Annotated in this window: 20 protein-coding genes and 2 pseudogenes; 14 read left to right on the forward strand and 8 right to left on the reverse strand. The window is 72.2% G+C overall.

Translation table 11 applies throughout. The features are described 5' to 3' along the window. The first annotated feature begins 2 nt into the window (after nt 1–2). Genes AB0H52_RS06815 through AB0H52_RS06830 form a run of 4 tightly spaced genes read left to right on the forward strand, consistent with a single transcriptional unit; the run spans nt 3 to nt 9,800 of the window. Nucleotides 3–956, forward strand: a complete 954-nt coding sequence (locus AB0H52_RS06815; RefSeq protein WP_151488462.1) for a TauD/TfdA family dioxygenase — start codon at nt 3–5, stop codon at nt 954–956. Next, nucleotides 956–1,144 carry an MbtH family NRPS accessory protein gene (locus tag AB0H52_RS06820; protein ID WP_151488463.1) on the forward strand — a complete coding sequence of 63 codons (189 nt, stop codon included), beginning with the start codon at nt 956–958 and terminating at the stop codon, nt 1,142–1,144. Before AB0H52_RS06815 ends, AB0H52_RS06820 begins: the two co-directional genes overlap by 1 nt. Then, nucleotides 1,141–4,299 carry an amino acid adenylation domain-containing protein gene (locus AB0H52_RS06825; RefSeq protein WP_357945724.1) on the forward strand — a complete coding sequence of 1,053 codons (3,159 nt, stop codon included), beginning with the start codon at nt 1,141–1,143 and terminating at the stop codon, nt 4,297–4,299. The genes AB0H52_RS06820 and AB0H52_RS06825 overlap by 4 nt, the downstream gene beginning before the upstream one ends. Beyond that, nucleotides 4,296–9,800 carry an amino acid adenylation domain-containing protein gene (locus AB0H52_RS06830; protein WP_357945727.1) on the forward strand — a complete coding sequence of 1,835 codons (5,505 nt, stop codon included), beginning with the start codon at nt 4,296–4,298 and terminating at the stop codon, nt 9,798–9,800. Before AB0H52_RS06825 ends, AB0H52_RS06830 begins: the two co-directional genes overlap by 4 nt. Before the next feature lie 71 nt (nt 9,801–9,871). Here AB0H52_RS06830 and AB0H52_RS06835 read toward each other — a convergent pair whose 3' ends face one another. Together AB0H52_RS06835 and AB0H52_RS06840 are read right to left on the reverse strand one after the other, a co-directional pair. Beyond that, the gene (locus AB0H52_RS06835) at nt 9,872–10,108 is read right to left on the reverse strand and encodes a flavin reductase (protein ID WP_151488490.1); all 237 of its coding nucleotides are present in this window, start codon (nt 10,106–10,108) and stop codon (nt 9,872–9,874) included. After that, nucleotides 10,105–10,440: a hypothetical protein gene (locus AB0H52_RS06840; RefSeq protein WP_278122940.1), complete on the reverse strand. Its 336-nt coding sequence runs from the start codon at nt 10,438–10,440 to the stop codon at nt 10,105–10,107. Before AB0H52_RS06840 ends, AB0H52_RS06835 begins: the two co-directional genes overlap by 4 nt. A 211-nt stretch (nt 10,441–10,651) precedes the next feature. Here AB0H52_RS06840 and AB0H52_RS06845 point away from each other — a divergent pair, with 211 nt between their 5' ends. From AB0H52_RS06845 to AB0H52_RS06855, 3 genes are read left to right on the forward strand one after another with little or no spacing between them, the layout of a single operon-like run. Then, a complete protein-coding gene (locus AB0H52_RS06845) occupies nt 10,652–11,419 on the forward strand; it encodes a DUF5753 domain-containing protein (RefSeq protein ID WP_151488466.1) in 768 nt (255 codons plus the stop codon). Beyond that, nucleotides 11,410–11,601, forward strand: a complete 192-nt coding sequence (locus AB0H52_RS06850) for a DUF397 domain-containing protein (RefSeq protein ID WP_151488467.1) — start codon at nt 11,410–11,412, stop codon at nt 11,599–11,601. Before AB0H52_RS06845 ends, AB0H52_RS06850 begins: the two co-directional genes overlap by 10 nt. Nucleotides 11,602–11,616: 15 nt before the next feature. Beyond that, complete coding sequence (locus tag AB0H52_RS06855) at nt 11,617–12,027, forward strand: NUDIX domain-containing protein (protein ID WP_151488468.1); 411 nt, start codon at nt 11,617–11,619, stop codon at nt 12,025–12,027. Between the two features lie 117 nt (nt 12,028–12,144). On the opposite strand, the gene AB0H52_RS06860 is transcribed toward AB0H52_RS06855, so the two are convergent. After that, nucleotides 12,145–13,383 (reverse strand): hypothetical protein, encoded by a 1,239-nt coding sequence (locus AB0H52_RS06860; RefSeq protein ID WP_357945733.1) that lies wholly within the window; start codon nt 13,381–13,383, stop codon nt 12,145–12,147. A 26-nt stretch (nt 13,384–13,409) separates the two neighbouring features. Beyond that, on the reverse strand, nt 13,410–13,925 hold the full coding sequence (locus AB0H52_RS06865) for an NUDIX domain-containing protein (protein WP_151488470.1): 516 nt from the start codon (nt 13,923–13,925) through the stop codon (nt 13,410–13,412). 66 nt (nt 13,926–13,991) lie between these two features. Between AB0H52_RS06865 and AB0H52_RS06870 the strand changes: the two genes are divergently transcribed. Then, nucleotides 13,992–14,483: a type II toxin-antitoxin system PemK/MazF family toxin gene (locus AB0H52_RS06870; RefSeq protein ID WP_151488471.1), complete on the forward strand. Its 492-nt coding sequence runs from the start codon at nt 13,992–13,994 to the stop codon at nt 14,481–14,483. Between the two features lie 18 nt (nt 14,484–14,501). On the opposite strand, the gene AB0H52_RS06875 is transcribed toward AB0H52_RS06870, so the two are convergent. After that, on the reverse strand, nt 14,502–14,843 hold the full coding sequence (locus tag AB0H52_RS06875; RefSeq protein WP_225854171.1) for a hypothetical protein: 342 nt from the start codon (nt 14,841–14,843) through the stop codon (nt 14,502–14,504). A gap of 44 nt (nt 14,844–14,887) precedes the next feature. Between AB0H52_RS06875 and AB0H52_RS06880 the strand changes: the two genes are divergently transcribed. Then, nucleotides 14,888–15,091 (forward strand): transposase, encoded by a 204-nt coding sequence (locus tag AB0H52_RS06880; RefSeq protein ID WP_225854174.1) that lies wholly within the window; start codon nt 14,888–14,890, stop codon nt 15,089–15,091. An 875-nt stretch (nt 15,092–15,966) separates the two neighbouring features. Here the strand turns inward: AB0H52_RS06880 and AB0H52_RS06885 are convergent. The 3 genes and pseudogenes from AB0H52_RS06885 to AB0H52_RS06895 all read right to left on the reverse strand — a co-directional run bounded on the left by AB0H52_RS06885 (nt 15,967) and on the right by AB0H52_RS06895 (nt 17,193). Further along, nucleotides 15,967–16,149 (reverse strand): hypothetical protein, encoded by a 183-nt coding sequence (locus AB0H52_RS06885; RefSeq protein WP_151488472.1) that lies wholly within the window; start codon nt 16,147–16,149, stop codon nt 15,967–15,969. A 103-nt stretch (nt 16,150–16,252) separates the two neighbouring features. Then, nucleotides 16,253–16,459: pseudogene (locus AB0H52_RS06890) on the reverse strand (IS5/IS1182 family transposase); the annotation flags it as partial. A gap of 83 nt (nt 16,460–16,542) precedes the next feature. Continuing rightward, on the reverse strand, nt 16,543–17,193 hold the full coding sequence (locus tag AB0H52_RS06895; RefSeq protein WP_357945738.1) for a GGDEF domain-containing protein: 651 nt from the start codon (nt 17,191–17,193) through the stop codon (nt 16,543–16,545). A gap of 267 nt (nt 17,194–17,460) precedes the next feature. Between AB0H52_RS06895 and AB0H52_RS06900 the strand changes: the two genes are divergently transcribed. From AB0H52_RS06900 to AB0H52_RS06920, 5 genes and pseudogenes are all read left to right on the forward strand, one after another. After that, on the forward strand, nt 17,461–17,700 hold the full coding sequence (locus AB0H52_RS06900) for a DUF397 domain-containing protein (protein ID WP_151488475.1): 240 nt from the start codon (nt 17,461–17,463) through the stop codon (nt 17,698–17,700). A 128-nt stretch (nt 17,701–17,828) separates the two neighbouring features. Next, nucleotides 17,829–18,716, forward strand: a complete 888-nt coding sequence (locus AB0H52_RS06905; RefSeq protein ID WP_357945741.1) for a helix-turn-helix transcriptional regulator — start codon at nt 17,829–17,831, stop codon at nt 18,714–18,716. A 39-nt stretch (nt 18,717–18,755) separates the two neighbouring features. Next, nucleotides 18,756–19,647 (forward strand): annotated as a pseudogene (locus AB0H52_RS06910) (SAM-dependent methyltransferase). A 191-nt stretch (nt 19,648–19,838) separates the two neighbouring features. Next, nucleotides 19,839–20,882, forward strand: coding sequence for a LacI family DNA-binding transcriptional regulator (locus tag AB0H52_RS06915; protein ID WP_357945744.1), 1,044 nt, complete (start codon nt 19,839–19,841; stop codon nt 20,880–20,882). Nucleotides 20,883–20,884: 2 nt separating this feature from the next. Continuing rightward, nucleotides 20,885–21,079, forward strand: coding sequence for a hypothetical protein (locus AB0H52_RS06920; protein ID WP_225854173.1), 195 nt, complete (start codon nt 20,885–20,887; stop codon nt 21,077–21,079). Nucleotides 21,080–21,124 lie beyond the last annotated feature (45 nt).

Here is a 21,124-nt window from a genome sequence, read left to right on the forward strand (position 1 = left end):
CCATGAGCGACACGATCGCCACGCTGCCCGTGGTCGTCGAATCCGACGGTCGGGCGTTGACCGACCTGATCACCGACCGCCGCGCCGAGCTGCGGGCCACCCTGGCCGAGCAGGGCGGGTTGCTGTTCCGGGGCTTCGACGTGGGCGGGGTGGACGGCTTCGACCGGGTGGTCCGGGCGTTGTCCGGTGAGCCACTGACCTACACCGAGCGGTCCTCACCACGGCACGCCATCAAGGGCCGCGTGTACACCTCGACCGACTACCCGCCGGACGAGGAGATCTTCCTGCACAACGAGAACTCGTACCAGGCGCGGTGGCCGCTGACGCTGTTCTTCTACTGCATCACCGCGCCGCAGACGTTGGGCGCCACCCCGCTGGCCGACATCCGCCGGGTCTACCAGGAGATCGACCCGGCGGTCCGCGAGGAGTTCATCCGCCGTCGCTGGATGCTGATGCGCAACTTCCACGAGGACTTCGGCACCACCTGGCAGCACGTCTTCGGCACCGAGGACCGCTCCGAGGTCGAGGCGTACGCGGCGGCGAACCGGATCACGCTGCAGTGGGTGGGCCGCGACGGGCTGCGGACCCGGGCGGTGCGCGACGCCGTGCACCACCGGCCCGGCTCGGACGTCCCCCGCTGGTTCAACCACGCCACCTTCTTCCATGTGAGCAGCCTGGCCAAGGACCTCCAGGAGGGGCTGCTGGCCATGTTCGGCGCCGACGGGCTGCCGTCGAACACCTACTACGGCGACGGCGGCGAGATCCCCGCCGACGTCATGGACCACCTGCGCGCCGCCTACCGCGCCGCCAGCGTCCGTTTCGACTACCAGCGCGACGACGTGCTGGTGGTGGACAACATGACCGCCGCGCACGGCCGGGAGCCGTTCACCGGCCCCCGCAAGATCGCCGTCGCGATGGCCGAGCCGCACACCCCCGACACCGATGGAGCACAGTGATGTCCGAATCCCGATTCCTGGTCGTCCGCAACGACGAGGAGCAGTACTCCATCTGGGCGGCCGAGCGGGACCTCCCCGCGGGGTGGTACGACGAGGGGTTCGCCGGCACCCGCGAGGAGTGCCTCGCGCACATCGACTCCGTCTGGACCGACATGCGTCCCCGTTCGGTGCGGGAGACGGCGTCATGACCCGGGAGTGGACCTTCCCGGCCTCGTACGCCCAGGAGCGGGTGTGGACGGCCAACCAGCTCGACCCCGGCTCACCGGTCTACAACATCTCCGCGCCGTGCCGCTTCCCGGTCGGTGTTACCGCACCCCAGGCCGCCGAGATGTTCGCGCTGGTGGTCGCCCGGCACGAGGCGCTGCGGACCCACCTGCGGATGGTCGACGGCACGTTGACGCAGGTCGTCCGGGCCGTCGAGCCGCTGAAGCTGGCGGAGTTGGACCTGAGCGCCCTGCCCGCCGACGAGCAGGACGCCCGCTACGACGAGACATTCGCCGAGCTGGCCCGGACTCCGATCCCGCTGGACGCCCCGCCGCTGTGGCGGGCCCGGCTGGTGCACTTCGCCGCCGACCGGGTCGGGTTGCAGTTCGTGGTGCACCACGCGGTCTTCGACAGCCATTCCGCGGTGCTCCTCGACACCGAGCTGTCCGCGTTCGCCCGCGCCGCGCTGACCGGCGCGCCCGCCGACGTGCCCGTGCTGCCCATCCAGTACGCCGATTTCTCCGTCTGGCAGCGCGACCAGCTCAGCGGTGACGAACTGGACCGGCAGCTCGCCTTCTGGCGCGGCCACCTGGCCGGCGCGCCGGCCGTGACCACTCTGCCACTGGACCGACCGCGCCCCACCCAGCTCGGCTTCGCCGGCGACGAGGTCCGCTTCGACCTGCCCGACGGGCTGCTGGACCAGGTCGGTCGACTTGCCGCCAGCACCTCCGCCACCTCGTACATGGTGCTGCTGGCCACCTTCGCGGCCCTGCTGTCTCGGATCTCCGGCGACACGCGCGTGGTGGTGGGCGTCTCCACCGCCGCCCGGGACACCGCCGAGCTGACCCCGCTGATCGGGATGTTCGTCAACCCGGTCGCGCTGTGCTGCGACCTGACCGGCGACCCGAGCGTCACCGACCTGCTCGGCCGGATCCGGGGCGGTCTGGTGGAGGCGATGGAGCACGGGCAGACCCCGTTCCAGCGGGTCGTCGAGGCCGTCGCCGGGCAGCGCGACCCGTCGGTGCAGCCGGTGTTCCAGACCGCGCTGAACTTCATTCCGGACTCCGGCCTGGACGTGGTGGCCCTGGGCACCACCAAGGACGACCTGGCCTTCGACATCACCCGGGGCACCTGCCGGCTGGTCTACCGCACCGACCTGTTCGACCGGGCCACCGCCGAGACGATCGTGGCCCGCTACCTGCGGTTGCTCACCGCCGTGGTCGCCGACCCGGCCACCAGACTGTCGGCGCTGCCCCTGCTCGACGACGCCGAGCGGGACCTGCTGCTCACCTGGACCGGCAGTGGTGGCGACGTGACCCCGAGCACCGTGGTCGCCGAGGTGCAGCGGCAGTGCGCCGTGACCCCGGCGGCGGTCGCGGTGCTCTGCGACGGGGTGGAGCTGAGCTACGCCGAGCTGTCCGCGCGGGCAAACCGGCTGGCCCGGCTGCTGATCGAGCGGGGTGCCGGCCCGGAGACCGTCGTCGCGCTCCTGCTGCCCCGCTCGGCGGAGCTGCTGGTGGCGATCCTCGCGGTGCTCAAGGCCGGCGCGGCGTACCTGCCGGTGGACACCGACCACCCGGCGAACCGGATCGGCTACCTGCTCGCCGACGCGCAACCGACGCTGGTGCTGGCCACCGCGGGGACGGCCGCCCTCGCCCCGGCCGACGCGCTGGTGCTCGACGCCCCGGCCGACGCGCTGGTGCTCGACGCCGCGACCGCCGCCGACCGGAACGACACCGACCTCACCGACACCGACCTCACCGACGACGACCGGCGGGTGCCGCTGCGCCCGGAGCACCCCGCGTACGTGCTCTACACCTCCGGCTCCACCGGCCGGCCCAAGGGTGTGCTGGTGGAGCACCGGGCGGTCACCGCGTACCTGGCCTGGGCTCGGGACACCTACCCCGGCCTGGCCGGCACCGCCCTGCTGCACTCCCCGGTCACGTTCGACCTGACCGTGACGGGACTGCTCGGCACGCTCACCGCGGGCGGCACGGTCCGGCTGGCCGGCATCGACACTCCGGCCGCCCGGGCCGGTGGCCCGCCGACCTTCCTCAAGGTCACCCCCAGCCACCTGCCGTTGCTCGACGACGCGCTGTCGCCCACCACCGACCTGGTGGTCGGCGGGGAGGCGTTGACCGGCGAGCAGCTGGCAGCCTGGCGGTCGGCGCACCCGGACGTCGCCGTGGTCAACGAGTACGGCCCGACCGAGGCGACCGTGGGTTGCGTCGCCGCCCGGATCGCCCCCGGCCAGCCGGTGCCCGCCGGCCCGGTGCCGATCGGCCAACCCACCTGGACCACCCGGGCACACCTGCTCGACGCCGCGTTGAACCCGGTGCCGCCGGGCGTGGTCGGCGAGCTGTACGTCGCCGGGGCGCAACTGGCCCGGGGCTACCTGCGCAGGCCGGCGCTCACCGCCGAGCGGTTCCTGCCCTGCCCGTACGGGCCGCCGGGGGAGCGGATGTACCGCACCGGTGACCTGGCCCGGTGGCGGGCCGACGGGACGCTGGAATACCTGGGCCGCCGCGACAGCCAGGTCAAGGTCCGGGGGATGCGGATCGAGCTGGGCGAGATCGAGTCGGTGCTGCGCTCCCGTGCGGACGTGGACGCGGCAGCGGTGGTGGTCCGTGCCGACGCGGGTGAGCCGACGCTGGTCGCCTGCCTGGTCGGCGACGTCGACGAGACGACGGTCGCCGCCGACCTGGCCCTGGACCTGCCCGCGCACCTGGTGCCGAGCGCCTTCGTCCGGTTGGACGCGCTGCCGTTGACGCCGAACGGCAAGCTGGACACCGCCGCGCTGCCGGCCCCGACGGTCGTCACCTCCGGCGGCTTCCTCGCTCCGCGTACCGACGCCGAGGCGCTGGTCGCCGAGGTCTACGCCGAGATTCTGCAGTTGGAGAAGGTCGGCGCCCTCGACGACTTCTTCGCCCTCGGCGGCAACTCGCTGCGCGGCATGCGGGCGATGGCGCGCATCCGCGCCGAAGTGGATGTGGACCTGCCGATGCGGGCGCTGTTCAGCAGCCCGGTGGTCGCCGACCTGGCGGCCCAGATCGAGCAGCGTATCGCCGCCGAACTGGACGAGCTCTCCGAAACCGAGGTCGCCGCTCTGCTCGCGGCGCAGAAGGACACCGGCTCATGACCGACGTGCAGGAAACCGCCCGCGACGCCGCCCGGCAGGCGCTGATCGCCCAACGGCTGCGCCGCCGGGCGTCCGGCGCGTCCGGCGCCCGGATCACTGGCCGTGCGCCGGACGCCGAGGTGCCGCTGTCGTACGCCCAGGAGCGGGTTTGGTTCATGGACCAGCTCGCGCCAGGGGAGGCGGCGTACCACATCGCGGTGCCGCTGCGGGTCCGCGGACCGTTGGACGTCGCGGCGCTGCGCCGCGCGCTGGCCGATCTGACCCGGCGGCACGAGTCGCTGCGCACCCGGTTCCCGGCCGACGTCGACGGTCGACCGACGGTGGTGCTCGACGACGTGGTCGAGGTGCCGCTGACCGTGGTCGACGCGGCCGACGACGCCGCCGCGCAAGCCCTGGTCGACCGGGCCGCCGCCGAGCCCTTCGACCTGGCCAACGGGCCGCTGCTGCGGGCCCTGCTGATCCGGCTGGCGCCGACCGAACATGTGCTGTTTCTCGGCCAGCACCACATCGTCGGCGACGGCTGGTCGGTCGACGTGCTGCTGCGGGACCTGATCGCCCGCTACCGCGACGGGGAGCTGCCCGCCCTGCCGGTGCAGTACGGGGACTTCGCCGTCTGGGAGGCGCGGCAGCTGGCCGGGCCGGCCGCCCGCCGGCACCTGGACTGGTGGAAGGACCGGCTCACCGGGATCACCCCGCTGGAGCTTCCGCTGGACCTGCCGCGGCCGGCGACCCAGACCTACCGGGGGGACTTCGTCGAGTTCACCGTGGACCGGGCCACCACCGAGGGTCTGGCCGCGCTGACCCGCGCGTACGGCGGCACGCTGTTCATGACGCTGCTCGCCGCGTACCAGGTGTTCCTGGCCCGGCACGCCGGGCAGGACGACTTCGCGGTCGGCGCGTCGGTGGCCGGTCGGTCGGCACCGGAACTGGAGGACGTGGTCGGCATGTTCGTCAACATGCTGCCGCTGCGCGCCGAGTTGGCGGGCGACCCGACGTTCACCGAGCTGCTGCACCGGACCCGGCGGGCCGTGCTGGACGGGTTCGAGCACGCCGAGGTGCCGTTCGCCCGGGTGGTGCACGAGCTGGGGTTGCCGCGCGACGTCAGCCGTTCGCCGGTCTTCCAGGCGATGTTCGTGTTGCAGAACTACGAGATGGGCCGGTTCGAAGGGGTGGCCGACGACGCCGACGTCGCCTTCGAGTGGCATCCGATGGAGTTGCGGGCCACCCGTTTCGACTTTGAGCTGCACGCCGTCGAGACCGGTGCCGGGCTCTGGGGAAAGCTGGTCTTCAACACCGACCTGTTCACCCGGGCCACCGTCGAGCGGATGGCGCACCGGCTGACCACCCTGCTGCGCGCGGTGGCCGCCACCCCGGACCTGCCGGTGTCCGCGCTGGACCTGCTCGCACCCGCCGAGCGGGAGCTGCTGGCCGGGTGGAACGACACCGACCACGACTTCCCGCGGCAGCAGACGCTGCACGCTCCGATCGAGGAGCGGGCCGCCCGGACACCGGACGCGGTGGCGCTGCGGTTCGCCGGCCGCTCGGTGACGTACGCCGAGCTGAACGCGGCGGCGAATCGGGTGGCGCACCGGCTGCGCGCCGCCGGGGTCGGCCCGGAGACGCTGGTCGGGGTCTGCGCGCAACGGTCGGTGGAGTTGGTCGCGGGCCTGCTGGGGGTGCTCAAGGCCGGCGGCGCCTACCTGCCGCTGGACCCGGAGTATCCGGCCGACCGGCTGGCGTTCATGGTCACCGACGCCGCCGCGCCGGTGGTGCTGGTGCAGGGAGACCTGCGCGACGTGCTGCCGACGACCGACGCGAGCGTGCTCGTTCTGGACGAGGAGTCGGTCTGGGTCGACCAGCCGGTCAGTGACCCGACGCCGACGGCCGGCCCGGCGAACCTGGCGTACGTCATCTACACCTCCGGTTCGACCGGCCGTCCCAAGGGCGTGCCGAACACCCACCGGGGCATCGTCAACCGCCTCGACTGGATGCAGCGCACGTACCGCCTCGACGCCGACGACGCCGTCCTGCAGAAGACCCCGGCCAGCTTCGACGTGTCGGTGTGGGAGTTCTTCTGGCCGCTGCGCAAGGGTGCCCGGCTGGTGCTGGCCGAGCCGGGCGGTCACAAGGACGCCGGCTACCTGCGTGATCTGCTGGTCACCGAGGGGGTCACCACCGCCCACTTCGTACCGTCGATGTTGACGGTCTTCCTCGCCGAGGACGGCGTCGAGGCGGCCACCGCGCTGCGCCGGGTGATCTGCAGCGGTGAGGAGCTGCCGCTCGCGGCGGCCCGCGACTTCACCGCGCGGCTGCCCGCCTGCGGCCTGCACAACCTGTACGGCCCGACGGAGGCGGCGATCGACGTCACCGCCTGGGCGTGCGATCCGGCGCTGCTGGCCGGGCTCACCAGCGTGCCGATCGGCGCGCCGATCAGCAACCTGCGCCTGCACGTGCTGGACGCCCGGGGCAACCCGTGCCCGGTCGGCGTTGCCGGTGAGCTGCACATCGGCGGGGTCGGGCTGGCGCGTGGCTACCACCGCCGGGCGGCGCTGACCGCCGAGCGGTTCGTGCCGGACCCGTTCGCCCTCGAGCCGGGCGCGCGGCTGTACCGCACCGGCGACCTGGCCCGCTGGCGGGTCGCGCCCGGCGGCCAGCCCGGTGGTGTGCTGGAGTTCCTCGGTCGGATCGACCACCAGGTCAAGCTGCGGGGCCTGCGCATCGAGCTGGGCGAGATCGAGAGCGCGCTGCGCGCCCAGCCGGGGGTGACCGAGGCGGTCGTGCTGGTCCGTGAGGACACGCCCGGCGACAAGCGCCTCACCGGGTACGTGGTCGGCGCGGCCGCACACGACACGGTGAAGGCGGCGCTGAAGGAGACGTTGCCCGAGTACATGGTGCCGGCCGCGTTCGTCACCCTGGACGCGTTCCCGTTGACCCCGAACGGCAAGTTGGACCGTACGGCGTTGCCCGCGCCGGTGGTCACCCGCGCCGCGTCGGTGGCGCTCGTGGCGCCCCGCGACGACACCGAGCGGCTGCTCGCCGAGATCTGGTCCGACATCCTCGGCGTGGACGCTCTCGGCATCGACGACGACTTCTTCGACCTGGGCGGTCACTCGATGCTCGCCACGCAGGTGGTGGCCCGCATCCGCAAGGCCGAGCACGGCGGCCGGCCGGTCGGCGTGATGGACCTGTTCCAGCAGCGCACCATCCGTGACCTGGCCGCTTTCATGTCCGGCGACGGCGGTGGCGACGGGCCACGTCGGCTGCTCTACGAGCTGACGAAACCCGTCCCGGCGGATCGGCGGGTCATCACGTACGTCTGCGTGCCGTACGGCGGCGGCAGCGCCATCGTCTACCAGCCGCTCGCGGACGCGCTGCCGGCCGGGCACGCGCTGTGGTCCCTGGCCATTCCCGGGCACGACGTGGGGCTCACCGAGGCCGCGCTGCCGTTCGACGAGCTGACCACCCGGGTCGCCGGGGAGATCCTGGAACGCGTCGAGGGCCCCCTCGCCCTGTACGGGCACTGCGGGGTGGGCAGCGCGATCGTCGCCGAGGTGGCCCGCAAGGTGGAGGCCGCCGGCCGGGACCTGACGGCCCTCTACATCGGCGCGATGTTCCCGTTCGCCCGCCCGAAGGGTATGTTCGCGGCGGTGCGGACCCGGCTGGAGAAGCTGCGCAGCAACCGGCACTACGCGAGCTGGCTCAAGTCGATGGGCGTCGACACCGACGAGCTGGACGCCGAGCAGGCCGACCGGATCATCAGCAACATGCGGGCCGACTCCCGTGCGTCCGAGGAGTACTTCACCGACCTGCTCGACCGGCGCGCGACGAAGCTGCGCGCCCCGATCATCTCGGTGGTCGGCTCGGAGGACCCGGTCACCGACTACCACACCGAGCGGTACGCCGAGTGGCAGTTCCTGAGCGACCGCCTGGCGCTGGTGGTGCTCGACCAGGCGGGACACTTCTTCCTCAAGTACCGGGCACAGGAGCTGGCCGAGATCGTCACCCGGGTCCATCCGGCGCTCGACGACGTCTCCGCGCTGACCCCGCAGGCGCGCGGTGAGGACGCCGGCTGGGCGGTCGTCGACACCCGGGGGGTCGACGCGATCGCCGAGCCGGAGCAGCCGCTGGTCCGGCCGAGCATGGCCCGGTTCGTGGCGGTGACCGTCGGGCAGCTCGTCTCCACCACCGGTTCGGCGCTGACCGCGTTCGCCCTGCCGATCTGGCTGTTCACCCGCACCGGGTCGGTGGCCGACCTGGGTCTGCTGTGGGCGCTCGCGCTGGTCTGCGGGGTGCTGATGCTGCCGGTCGCCGGGGCGGTCACCGACCGGGTCAGCCGGCGGAAGATCATGATGATCGCCAGTTGCAGCGCCGGATCGGTCCAGCTGGTGCTCGCCGCGCTGCTCTGGACCGGCAGCCTGGCGCTCTGGCACATCTACGTGCTGGTGGCGCTGAGTCAGGTGGCCGGGTCGTTCCAGCGCATCGCGTTCCAGTCGGCGGTGCCGCAGCTCGTGCCCAAGCGCTACCTGGGGCACGCGACGGGCATCACCCAGCTCTCCAACGGCTTTGCCATGCTCCTGATGCCGGTGTTCGCGGCGGGTCTGCTGGCCGCCATCGACCTCAAGGGCATCCTGCTGCTGGACGTGGCCAGCTACCTGGTCGCGATCGCCACTCTGGCCGTGGTCCGCTTCCCCGACCTGCTCGGCTGGCGGCCCCGGGAGCGGCTGCTCGTGGCCATCGCCAACGGCCTGCGCTACTCGTGGCGGCATCGCGGCTTCCGGCTGATGCTCGGCTACTTCGCGCTGGGCAACATCTTCCTGGCACCCGCCCTGGTGCTCACCACGCCGCTGGTGCTGTCCTTCGGCAGCGCCACGCAGGTCGCCCAGGTGGCTCTCGCCGAGGCACTCGGAGCGGTGGCCGGTGGCGTCCTCATGTCGCTGTGGGGTGGCCCCCGCCACCGCCGGATGATCGGTGTGCTGATCGGCAACCTCGGCACCGCCCTCGGCTGCGTCCTGGTCGGCCTGGACGCGTCGGTCGTGATGATCAGCGTTGGGGCGTTCTGGCTGGCCATGTCGATGACCACCGCGCAGTCCATCTACGCCACCATCGTGCAGGTCAAGGTGCCGCAACGCTTCCACGGCCGGGTGTTCAGCCTCAACCAGACCATCTCCTGGTCGACCCTGCCGATCGGGTTCGCGCTGCTCGCGCCGGCGGCCACCAGCCTGTTCGAGCCGCTGCTCGCCCCGGACGGGGCGCTCGCCGGGTCGGTGGGCGCGGTGATCGGCACCGGCGCGGGCCGGGGCATCGGCTTCGCGTACGTCTGCTTCGGCGCGGCCCTGGTCGTGATCACCCTGGGCGGCTTCGCGATCCGGCTGCTGCGACGCTTCGACCTGGAGGTGCCGGACTCGCTGCCCGACGACCTGATCGGGGCGCAGGAGCGGGAACGCCGGATGGCAGCCCGCGCCTCCCAGCGCGAGGAGGAACGGGTGCCGGTCGGGGTGTGACGGGGCGGGTGCCGGTGCGGCCGTGCCGGCACCCCGCGCCTGGGATCCGGACGAGTGGGGCGTCCGCCTGCTCAGCGGGCGGTGGCCTGGTCGGTGAGGCGCGAGACCAGCTCAGCCGTCGAATTCGACTCGTCGAGATGGACGGCGGCCTGCGCGCGCAGCGTCGCGAGGTGGACCAGCAGCGCGGGCCGATCGTTGCGGTACTCGGCGAGCAGGCGCAGCTTCGCGGGCGAGCACGGCCAGGCGATCCCGCACGCCCGGCATCGCCAGGTGGGCCGGGAGGGGAGGTGGTCCCGTCGCCGGGTCACACCGCCGCCCGCCGGGTTCCGGTTGGCCGTCCGCGACGCTGCGGTACGGGCGGAGCCGCCAATCGGCACACGCCCGCGGGCATCAGGTACAGCTCCCGTCGGGCCACCGCGTTCCCGTTACGGCCCACCTCGTAGCACTCGATCCAGAGCCAACCGTGGTACGTGTGCCGATCGTTCAGGACGCGGATCACCCGCACCGTGATCGGGCGGACGAACTGCGGGCTCGCGTCGCGGGTCAGGCGCAGCAGGTCGCCGGACCGGATCGTTCGTGGCTCGGCCTCGACACCCGGCCTCGCCGGCGTCGCGTCGGGCGTCCTTGGTGTGTCGGGCATGGCTTCCCCTCACGTCCGTTCTGGGAAGGGGGCCCGGCCTCGGTGCTCGCTGTCGGGTCGGCCGGGCCCCCGCTACGAACGCGCGCGGCGGGCTTCGTCGCCTCCACCGCCCACGCCGTCTACGAAGAACCCTGCCGAGGGTTGCCTGACAATCACACAGCGTTAGATGATTTCCTCGGAACGCTCCATTGGCTCCCGAAGGGACGCAGGCATGAACCATGCATTCGTCGCGGCGCTCGCCGAGGCTTCCGAGACGGCCGAGAGTCTGGCCGGTCGCATGGGGATTCACCCGAAGACGGTGGCCCGCTGGGCGAACCCGGGACGCGTACCGCAGACCCGTCACCGTGCCGAGGTGGCAAAGATCCTGAGTAAGGATGTGGCGGACCTGTGGCCGGACGTCTTCAACCGTCGGGAGCCGGTCTGGTTCCGGCCGTGGGTCGACATCGAACGCGAGGCGGTCGCTCTACGCGCCTTCCAGCTCGCCTGGGTCCCCGGCCTGCTCCAGACCGAGGCGTACGCCCGCGCCACACTCGCGTGGGAGGCGCTGACAACGGCTGAGATCGAAGAGCTGGTGTCGGCACGCATCGATCGGCAGACGATCCTCACCCGTGAACGTGGGCCATTGTTCGTCGCGGTGCTCGATGAGGGAATCCTTCATCGAGGATTCGCCGGAGGGCGGCCGCTCATGGCTGCGCAGCTCGCTCACCTTATGGCCTGCGCCGACCTGCCGAGCGTTCAGCTTCACGTCGTGCCCAGCGAGGCGATCGCCTACCCCGGGCTCAACGGGCCGTTCACACTCGCGGAGTTGCCAGACGGCACGCGGGTGGCACATGTGGACAGTCAGGCGCAGGCGCAAATCGTCGATCAGACGTCGGAGCTTGCTACCCTCGAGCGACGGTGGGAACGCATCCGGGGCGAGGCCCTTCCCCGCGGGCGGTCCCTGGACCTCCTGAGAGAAGCGGCAGCATCATGGACGTGACCGGCGCACGGTGGCGAAAGAGCACCAGGAGCGGTAGCAACGGCGGTGACTGCGTCGAGGTTGCGGACAATCTCCCCGGCGTCGTCCTGGTCCGCGACACGAAGAACCGCGACGCCGGCACCCTGGTCTTCGCCCCGACGGCCTGGCGAGCGTTCGTCGCCCACGTCACCGCCCGTTCGTAAGCAGCGTCCCCGGCGGTGGCCACCTACGAGGTCGCGCTCGTGCTGCTCGTCGACTCTTCGGGCGCGGTGCTCCTGCAGCACCGGGACGAGGACGCCCCGGTCTCGCCGAACCAGTGGAGTCTGCCGGGCGGCCACCGTGAGCCGGGCGAGTCGCCCGAGCAGGCGGCGCGGCGCGAGTTGCGGGAGGAAACCGGTCTGACGGCGGACGTGTTGCACCCGCTGTGGAGTGGGCCGCGCCCGGATGAGGCCGGCTTCCCGCACACGGTGACGGTGCACGTGTTCGAGGGCACCACAACGGCCCGGCAGGAGGACGTGATCCTCGGTGAGGGCCGAGCGATGTTGTTCGTCCCCCCGGACGAGGTGTTCGACCGTGAGTTGGCCGTCTCCTCCGCGGCGGTCCTGTCGTCATACCTCCGGGGTCAATGATCGACTCGCGTTCCCTGAAAGCGCGGTGTCCCAGCGACCGGGATACCGCACTTTCGCTGAAGTTGAGTTGATCATGTGCCGCGCCGGGCCGCGTCTCAGCGCGCCGAGTCCCGGGCCTTAGGCGTCGGCGTCGGGCAACTCCTCGGGCTCGGTGACCCAGGCGGAGAAGACCGGCACGCCGTGCCACGGCCCGGTGCTGCGATCGGGCCGGGTGTCGGTGGCGACGGCCACCACCGCGTACGGGTGACCGAAGCGCAACTCGGCGATCCGGGCGGCACCCTCCGGCGGCAGGCTCGTCACCCCGAACATGCCGGTGACCGCCGCCGCCTCGAAGCCGTACCGCCCGAACCGCGCCATCGCCACCTGCCGTGCCTCGAAGTCCTGCACGGGCAGGGCCAGCGCCGCCGCCAGGGTCGCCGAGGCGGCGGGGAAGCCGAGCGCCGGCGCGGTCAGGTCGTGCTCGCTGCGGGCTGACCAGCAGGGCAGCACCGCCGTGTGCCGTTCCTCGCGGCCGTCGCGGGCCCGGGTCCGCACTCTCTCCTCGCGGACCGTCCACAGCGGACCGTCACCGAGCGGCAGGTCGAAGAGGGAGCGGCGACCGGCCGGTGGCGCGCCGTCGGCCGCGCCGGCACTGATCCGGTACGCGGCGGCGAGCACATCGGCCGGCGGCACCTGCGGTGCGGCGGCCACCGAGACGACGACCAGGCCCGCGCCGTCCTCCGCCCGGGCCGACGCGGCGTGCACGATCACGTCACCGGCCTCCGGGGTCGACGCGATGGCGCAGCGGTGACCGTGGCCCGGGCTGCGCAGCGTACGCCGGAGCTGCCCCGCCCAGGCGCTGCCGGCGCCGAGCGCGCGGGCCTCGGCGACCTCGAACGGCGCGGCCCAGGAGATGCGGGTGGCCAGGGCGCTGGCGAGGGCCAACACCACCTCCGGCCCGACCTTCAGCGGGAACGTCTCGATCAGGCCGAGCGTGTGCTCGCGTGCCCAGGCGTCCAACCCGGCCTGGTCAGGCAGCGCGCCGACCTCGGTCCGCGCGGGCAGGGCGGCCCGCCAGTCGGCCCGCCCTCCGTCGCCCTGACCCGGCCGGTGCCAGAGCGCGGTGGCGGACGCGACAAGCGGGTGCGGCGCGTCCAGCAGCGCACGGGCGATGTCGGCGGCGTCGGCCAGGTCGGTGCCCAGGGCGTCCGCGAGCGCGTCGGCCGCCGGGCGGTCGGCCTGGTCGGTCGCGGCCGTCCCGGCCAGCGCGAGCAGCAGCCAGGCACCGAACGGGGAGGCGATGTGGTGCCGGTCGCCGATCGTGGCGTGCAGCCGCGCGGCGTACGCGGCGAGCGGCCCGTGCAGCTCGGTCGTCATGCCCCCACTCTGCCCGCCGCCGCGCCTCACGACCACAGCTCGAACGGTTCGTCGATCTCCTCGCCGGCCAGGAAGCCACCGATCAGCCGGGGGAGTTGACCGGGGTAGAAGCGGGCCGGGCTGGCCTCCACCTCGGGCAGCGGCCACCAGCGGAACCCGAAGTAGTCCTCCCGCTCGTAGTCGAGCCGGTGCGCCTCGTCCACGTCCGGGCCGGGGCCGGTCAGCCGTACCGCGACGACCACCTCGTCCTGGACGTGGCGCACCTGTCGGTGCAGGAAGGTCGCCCGCCGTCGCCAGGTCGGCGCGCCGACCTGGTCGGCGCTGACGTCGATGCCGGTCTCCTCGCGCAGCTCCCGCACCGCCGTGTCGCGGTACGTCTCGCCGGCGTTCATGCCGCCGCCGGGCAGCTCCCACCAGGTGCCCAGCCGCGGATGGTCCGGATCCCGGGTGTGGAACAGCAGCACCCGGTCGGTGTCGTCGAGGACCACGACCCGTACCGCACGCCGTTCGAGGATCGGCAGGTCGTCGGGCAGCTCAGTCATGGGAGCAGTCTGCCGCAGCCCACCGCCCGCGCCGGGGTGCGGACGGGGGCCGGTAGGCTGCCCGCCGTGGCTGGTCTGTTGAGGAACGTGGCAGCGCGCATCTCCCGGGTGGGCGCGGTGATCCCGTCGCCGCGGCGTACCGGGCCGGGCCCGGCGCAGGTGGCCCGCCGACGCCAGGTGAGCGCGTTGCAACGGCGGGAGCTGACCTACGCTCCGGAGCGGGACGGTCAGGCCGATCCCGGCGAGATCGTCTGGACCTGGGTGCCGTACGAGGACGATCCCCGGCAGGGCAAGGACCGGCCGGTGCTGGTCGTCGGCCGGCACAGCCGCACGCTGTTCGGGCTGATGCTGTCCAGTCAGAGCGAGCGGGACGGGCAGCGGCACTGGTTCGCGCTCGGCCCCGGCGAGTGGGATCGGGACAACCGGCCGAGCTGGGTACGTCTGGACCGCGTGCTCACCATGCGCGAGGACAGCATCCGGCGCGAGGGCGCCATCCTCGATCGGCCCCGGTTCGAGCGGGTCGGGCAGGCCCTGCGCGCCGGTTACGGCTGGCGCTGACGTACCCCTGGCGGCCCGTCAGGCCGTCGCGCGGCTCGGGCCGTCCGCGGCGCCGCGCGCGTCCGGCGGCGGGTACGGCTGTTCGGCGAGCAGCCGGGCGAGGTGCGCGCTGTTGAGGGCGAGGGCCTTCGTCGTACGGCCGGTGGTGTCGGGCTTCGGCCCGACGTCGCGGTAGTCCACCGTGTGCAGCGCCTCGCCGACCCAGTAGGTGGCGCCGGCGGCGGCACAGGTGAAGCCGACCTCGTTGAGTGCCTGCTGCACCTGGCCGATGGTGTGGTGTGCGCCGTCCTCGTTGCCGACGACGGCGACGCCGGCCACCTTGCCGTAGGTTAAACGACGCCCGATCAAGATCTCAATCATCAATGAATTCAGATCAACTTACACAGACAACTTGACAAGCTCGTCTGCACGCCCACAAGAGCCCAGCGATGCGCGCCGCGATCGCCCGCCGGCCTTGGCTACGGGCCTACCAGCTACCTGCCTACGCATCCGAACTGAACCGGGCCGAGAAGGCCTGGTCAGCGATGAAACGCAGCTTCGCCAACCACTGCGTCCGCACCGCCACCGAACTCGCCGCCGCGGTGAAAAACCGCCTCACACGCCAGTGATACCGCACCGGCTTGATCGACGGATACCTCACCGGGACGGGTCTATCTCCACCGACCTCAGCCAGACCGCGAAAGGTGTCTAGCGGCACGAAATGAACACTACGCACAGTCGCGCGGCCCTTACGTGGAAGGCTATGAACCCCGACGAGTCGAGCTGCGTTGTAGTTATTGACTGTTTCTGTTCAGTAAACACCAGTCTAGGAGGATCTGATGTCCAGCGAACTCCCACGTCGAGACGAACGGTCAGAGGATGGTCTGTCGCTGCCACGCATCTTCGCGTCGCGAGTAGGCAAGCGTCACGTCTCCCGGGAGGTCGCTCAGGCAGTTCTCGGAGCAGCAAATACGGAACCGGAGGCACCCCGCATGCCGTCGGCGCAGTCGAGGACCAGAGGTGGCTTCCACCATAACCGGTCCCCGTTCCCAGCCCCAGTCCCAGTCCCACCGCCGGCAGGTATCTCCCGCCATATACCGTCGAAACCCTGGCGACGCCCCGCCCCGCCCCAACCGCCGCATCCGGTGGTCGACCCGCGGCTCAACCCGTCGGCGGTACCCTTCGTGCCGGGAGCGGCCTCTTTGGTCAGCAGCGTCCCGGCGCACAGTCCTGGCGCTTCCGGCCGGCCGGGACCTAGTGGTCAGATCCCCTACGGCCAGGCTCCCTCCAAAACGAATGGACAGGGTGGCGTTGCCTCAGCCCCAGAGTCGAAGCAAAGTCGGTGAGTCACCGAATGGCCGCGTTAAGTAGTGTGGGGATGAGCATCTTGTCGGCGTGGTGAACCGGCGACAGCCCCGGTCCGCGCTGGACCGGGCGATCCCGGTCATCGCCGCCGCCTGCCGAGTCGTGGTGCCGGTGCTGGTCAACTCCCGGTAAGCGGCCATCAGCGCTTGCCGAGCCCGAACACGTCCGGACCGTCCGGCTCGCTCCTGGAGATGTCCTCCAAGAGCTCTCGTGCTTTTCCCACGATCGTCAACGCCGTCTCGGTCCGCGCCAGTTTCGCCTGCGTCAACTCCAACTCACGGCGCAACCGGGCGATCTCGGCCTGCTCCGCCGGCCTCCCCACCGTCTGCCCAGCGTGTGCTGTCGTACCCGCGGTCGAGGTGGGCGGTGACCTACTCAGGCCAATGATGGCACAGCTGGGCGCTGCACGCTTCGAAGGTGTCGCGTAGCAGCGGCGAGTCGTGCCGGTTGGCCGGGGCGCCGGTGACGCCGAGCGGGATGCCGTAGCCGTCGACGCCGGTCGAGCGTTTCATGCCGCCTTGGCCGCGGTTGACCGGTGAGCGGCCGGCCCGGTCGCCGCCGCGCGGTGCCTTGGTGATCGCGCCGTCGGCGCTGACGTCGGCCAAATCCAGGCCGATCATCCGGTCGTAGGCGTTCGGGGCCAGTTCGTGTAATCACCCTCGCCGACGTGGCGCTACGCGACCTTGACCGACGTTGACCGTGCGGGTGCGCCGGCTCAGTGCTCGCCCAGCGGGACACTGTCGACGAGCTGCCGGGGTGCGCGGGTGCCGCCGAGGCTCTTGGCCTGGTACATGGCGGCGTCGGCGCGACTGAGCGCGTCGGTGAGCTGGGCCGGGCCGGTCACCGGTGCGAGCCCGACGGAGGCGGTCACCCGGACGCTGCATCCGGACAGCCGGATCGGTGCGGCCACGGTCTCGCTGAGCCGTCGGGTGGCGTGCTCGATCCAGCGCCGGTCGATGGTGGGGCTGGCGAGCAGCCCGGCGAACTCGTCCCCGCCGAGGCGGGCCACGAGGTTGTCGCCGGCGAACCCGGCGAGCCGCTCGGCCACGCTGATCAGCACCTGGTCGCCGGCGGCGTGACCGTACCGGTCGTTGATCTGCTTGAAGTCGTCCAGGTCGAGCACGACGGCAATCAGCGGCTGCCCGGCCGCGTCGGTGAGCAGGGCGGCCGCGAGGCGGTAGAAGGCGCGACGGTTGGGCAGCCCGGTGAGCGGGTCGTGGCTGGCGGCGTGCCGCTCGGCGGTCAACTCGGCCTGGAGGTGCCCGATCTCGGCCTCGGCGCGCACCGCCCTGCGGCGCAACTGCCAGGAGGAGAGCAGCGCGCCTGCCGCGCAGATGCCGGAGGCGACACTCATCGGATCCGGCACGAGCCCTCCCATCGCCGCGACCGCCTCCAGTCTCCGGCCGACGCGGCGCACACCGTGCCGGACCCCCGTTTCCCCTGGTGGTTGCCCAGCCAGGGGTTACTCAAAGTGAACGGATGGGCACCATTCACGTGCGTTATCATGCTCGCCGTCCGATGCAGATGCAATAGCAGATGCACGTGCAGCAGCGTCCAATGTCGATACCGCACCCCTCGCCGTCACCGCTCCTCCCACGGGCACCGGCGGGCTCGTGAGCAGAAAGACTTCCTCATGCAGCAGCCACCCAATGGTGTCCCGATCCATCAGCTGCCCCCGCTGACCTGGCAGAAGAGCCGGCGCAGCAACCCCAGCGGCAACTGTGTCGAACTCGCCGAACTGCCCGGGGGAGCCGGCATCGCGGTCCGCAACTCCCGACATCCGGACGGGCCGGCGCTGATCTACACAGTGGACGAGATCGCCGCCTTCGTGCTCGGCGCACGCGACGGCGACTTCGACCATCTGATCAACTGACCGTCCTCCGGCGGCCGGACGGAATCGCCGGGCCGGGAGGAGCTCACCTCACTGTCGGTCCATGGCATGCTTACACGTCGGCCGGGCCGGGTTCCCGTCCGCGATGGTCGGTATCCGGAGGTCCGCAGGTGACGATGGTTCCCGCCGAGGGCGGCCCGACGACCGGGCCCACCGTGCTGCGCATGCTGCTCGGTGCCCAACTGCGTCGGCTGCGGGAGTCCAGTGGGGTGACCCGTGAAGGCGCCGGCTGGGAGATCAGGTCGTCCGAATCCAAGATCAGTCGGATGGAGCTGGGCCGGGTCGGCTTCAAGGAACGCGACGTCTCCGACCTGCTCACCCTCTACGGCGTCACCGACGACGGTGAGCGCGAGGCGTTGCTCAAGCTCGCGCGCGACGCCAACAGCCCGGGCTGGTGGCACCGCTACGGCGACGTGCTGCCCAGCTGGTTCCAGTCGTACCTGGGCCTGGAGGCGGCGGCCGCGCTGATCCGCAGCTACGAGGTGCAGTTCGTGCCCGGGCTGTTGCAGACCCGGGAGTACGCCCGCGCTGTCGTGCTGCTCGGGCACGGCACGGCCGGCGCCGCCGAGATTGACCGTCGGGTCGCCCTGCGGATGCAGCGCCAGCAACTGCTGCGCCGGGACAACCCGCCGCAGCTCTGGGCCGTGGTGGACGAGGCGGCCCTGCGCCGTCCGATCGGTGGGGCTGAGGTGATGCGCGGCCAGCTCACCGCGCTCATCGAGGCGACCAAGTCACCCCACATCCGCCTCCAGATCATCCCCTTCGCCGCCGGAGGCCACGCTGCGGCCGGCGGTGCCTTCACCATCCTGCGCTTCGGCGACCAGGAGTTGCCCGACATCGTCTACATCGAACAGCTCACCAGCGCGATCTACCTGGACAAGCGCGACGACCTGGAATATTACGCGGTGGCGATGGAACGGCTCTGCGTCGAGGCCGAACCGCCGGAGCGTACGCCGGAGATCCTCGGCCGGTTGCTCGACGAGCACTACCCGGCGTGACCCCGGCCGGGGTCACGCGAGCGTGCGCGCGGCACTAGCATGGTCGGCGACCGGCGACAGTGGACGGACGCCAGCGCGGAGGCAGCCTTGACCACCGACACTTCGGGCACGCCGGCGGGCTCACCGAGCGACCGGATCGACACCTCGGTGCCCCACCCGGCCCGCCGGTACAACTACTGGCTGGGTGGCAAGGACAACTTCCAGGCCGACCGTGATTCCGGCGACGCGATGGCGGCGGCCTTCCCGACCATCCGCACCTCCGCGCTGGAGAATCGCCGGTTCCTGCAGCGGGCGGTGGGCTTCCTGGCCCGTGAGGCCGGCATCCGGCAGTTCCTCGACATCGGCACCGGCATCCCGACCGCCAACAACACCCACGAGGTCGCCCAGGCCGTCACGCCCGAGGCCCGGGTTGGTCTACGTGGACAACGACCCGATCGTGCTCGCGCACGCCCGCGCGCTGTTGAGCAGCACTCCGGAGGGCGCCACCGCGTACATCGACGCCGACCTGCGCGATCCGGAACGGATCCTCACGCACCCGGAGTTGCTGCGCACCGTCGACCTGTCGCAACCCGTCGCGCTCATGCTGGTGGCGGTGCTGCACTTCGTGCCCGACGGCGACGACCCGTACGCGCTGGTGCGCCGGCTGCTCGACGCGCTGCCGGCGGGCAGTTACCTGGCCGCCTCGCACGCCACCCACGAGTACCTGCCGCCCGCCGTCGCCGAGGAGGCCAGGGCGGCGGCCAAGGGTGGCGGCCCGCACGGCCTGATCAACCTGCGTACCCGGGCGGAGTTCACCGGCTTCTTCACCGGCCTCGACGTGGTCGAGCCGGGCATCACCTCGGTCGCCGAGTGGCGGGCCGAGGGCGAGCCGCAGCCGCGCCCCTCGGTGGTCGAGGTGAGCATGTACGGCGCGGTCGCCCGCCTGCCCTGACCGCCGCCGCTGGGGGAGTCCGGGCACCTGTCCCGTCGTCGCGGTCGCCCGCCGGCGTGCGCCACGCCGGTCGGTGCCCGGACGTTCGTCGGCCCGTCGTATTGACCGTCGCCGACCGATCGGGCTAGTCTCTGTATCGATCCAGTCTGAATCGATACAGAGGGGTGCCGGTGAAGCCAACACTGCAAGCCGTGGCGGACGCGGTCGGCGTCTCCCGCAGCACGGTGTCCAACGCCTACAGCCGGCCCGACCAGCTCTCCGCCGCCCTGCGCGAGCGGATCCTGGACGCCGCCCGCCACCTCGGCTACCCCGGTCCCAACCCCACCGCGCGATCCCTGCGGCGCGGCTTCGTCGGCTCGATCGGGGTGCTGTTCACCTCGCAGCTGTCGTACGCCTTCACCGACCCGTTCGCGGTCCGCTTCCTCGCCGGGGTGGGCGGGGCCGCCGAGCGGCACGGCACCAGCATGCTGCTCGTGCCGCTGCCGCCGGCACAGACCGACGCCCGCCGGGCCGTGGAGAACGCCGCCGTCGACGGCTTCTGCGTCTACTGCGTGGCCGACGAGGAATGGGCGCTGGACGTCATCCGGGCGCGCGGGCTGCCGTACGTGAGCACCGCCGCCCGCGACGACGCTGGCGACGACGAGCGGTTCGTCGGCATCGACGAGCGGGCCGCGGCGCGCAGCGTCGCCGCGCACGTGGCCGGTCTCGGTCACCGCCGGGTGGCCCTGCTCGCCGACTCCGTGTTCCCCGACGCGCCGGCCGGCCCACTCACCCTGTCCGGCGTGCACGAGGCCCTGCACCCGACCACGCGCGGCCGGCTCACCGGCTTCGCCGACGCGTTCGCCGAGGTCGGCGTCGACTGGGCCGAGCTGACGCTGGTCAACGCCCGGAGCAACAGCCGCCAGGCGGCGGTCGCCGCCGTCGCCGGGCTGTTCGACCGGCCCGCGCCCCCCACCGCCGTCCTGGCCGGCTCCGACGTGCTCGCCCTCGGCGTGCTGGACGCGCTGGCCCAACGGCCGGGCGGCGCCCACCCGCCGGTCTCGGTGACCGGCTTCGACGACGTCCCCGAGGCCGCGGCGGCCGGCCTCACCACCGTCCGGCAGCCGGCCGAGGAGAAGGGCCGCATCGCCGCCGAGTTGCTGCTCGACCCGCCCGGGGACGCCGCAGCCGGTCATGTGCTGCTGCCCACCGCACTCGTCGTCCGGGACTCCACCGGACCCGTCCCGAGGAGTTGACCATGGAATACCCGACCGGATACGTCACCGCTCTCGACGCCATGAACCGCCACGTCAACTCGGCCCGACCGGACGCGCCGGTCCAGGTCGAGCGCACCCGCCGGGCGCTGCTCGCCCCGACCCGGGAGGCGACCGCCGTCGCCCTGCGCCGGCTCGCCGACCGGATCCAGCCCCGACCGCTGCCCCGCTGCTCCTGACAACCGCCCATTTCGGTACGTCGGGGACGGGCGGCACCGGGCCGG

This window comes from Micromonospora sp. NPDC050695, from assembly GCF_040654415.1.
In the GTDB taxonomy this organism is placed as follows: Bacteria; Actinomycetota; Actinomycetes; order Mycobacteriales; family Micromonosporaceae; genus Micromonospora.

Coding starts and splice junctions, on each gene's coding strand:
- AB0H52_RS06815 (WP_151488462.1), top strand. CDS start 3: ATGAGCGACACGATCGCCACGCTGCCCGTGGTCGTCGAATCCGACGGT.
- AB0H52_RS06820 (WP_151488463.1), top strand. CDS start 956: ATGTCCGAATCCCGATTCCTGGTCGTCCGCAACGACGAGGAGCAGTAC.
- AB0H52_RS06825 (WP_357945724.1), top strand. CDS start 1,141: ATGACCCGGGAGTGGACCTTCCCGGCCTCGTACGCCCAGGAGCGGGTG.
- AB0H52_RS06830 (WP_357945727.1), top strand. CDS start 4,296: ATGACCGACGTGCAGGAAACCGCCCGCGACGCCGCCCGGCAGGCGCTG.
- AB0H52_RS06840 (WP_278122940.1), bottom strand. CDS start 10,440: ATGCCCGACACACCAAGGACGCCCGACGCGACGCCGGCGAGGCCGGGT.
- AB0H52_RS06845 (WP_151488466.1), top strand. CDS start 10,652: ATGAACCATGCATTCGTCGCGGCGCTCGCCGAGGCTTCCGAGACGGCC.
- AB0H52_RS06850 (WP_151488467.1), top strand. CDS start 11,410: ATGGACGTGACCGGCGCACGGTGGCGAAAGAGCACCAGGAGCGGTAGC.
- AB0H52_RS06860 (WP_357945733.1), bottom strand. CDS start 13,383: ATGACGACCGAGCTGCACGGGCCGCTCGCCGCGTACGCCGCGCGGCTG.
- AB0H52_RS06865 (WP_151488470.1), bottom strand. CDS start 13,925: ATGACTGAGCTGCCCGACGACCTGCCGATCCTCGAACGGCGTGCGGTA.
- AB0H52_RS06875 (WP_225854171.1), bottom strand. CDS start 14,843: ATGATTGAGATCTTGATCGGGCGTCGTTTAACCTACGGCAAGGTGGCC.
- AB0H52_RS06900 (WP_151488475.1), top strand. CDS start 17,461: ATGCAGCAGCCACCCAATGGTGTCCCGATCCATCAGCTGCCCCCGCTG.
- AB0H52_RS06920 (WP_225854173.1), top strand. CDS start 20,885: ATGGAATACCCGACCGGATACGTCACCGCTCTCGACGCCATGAACCGC.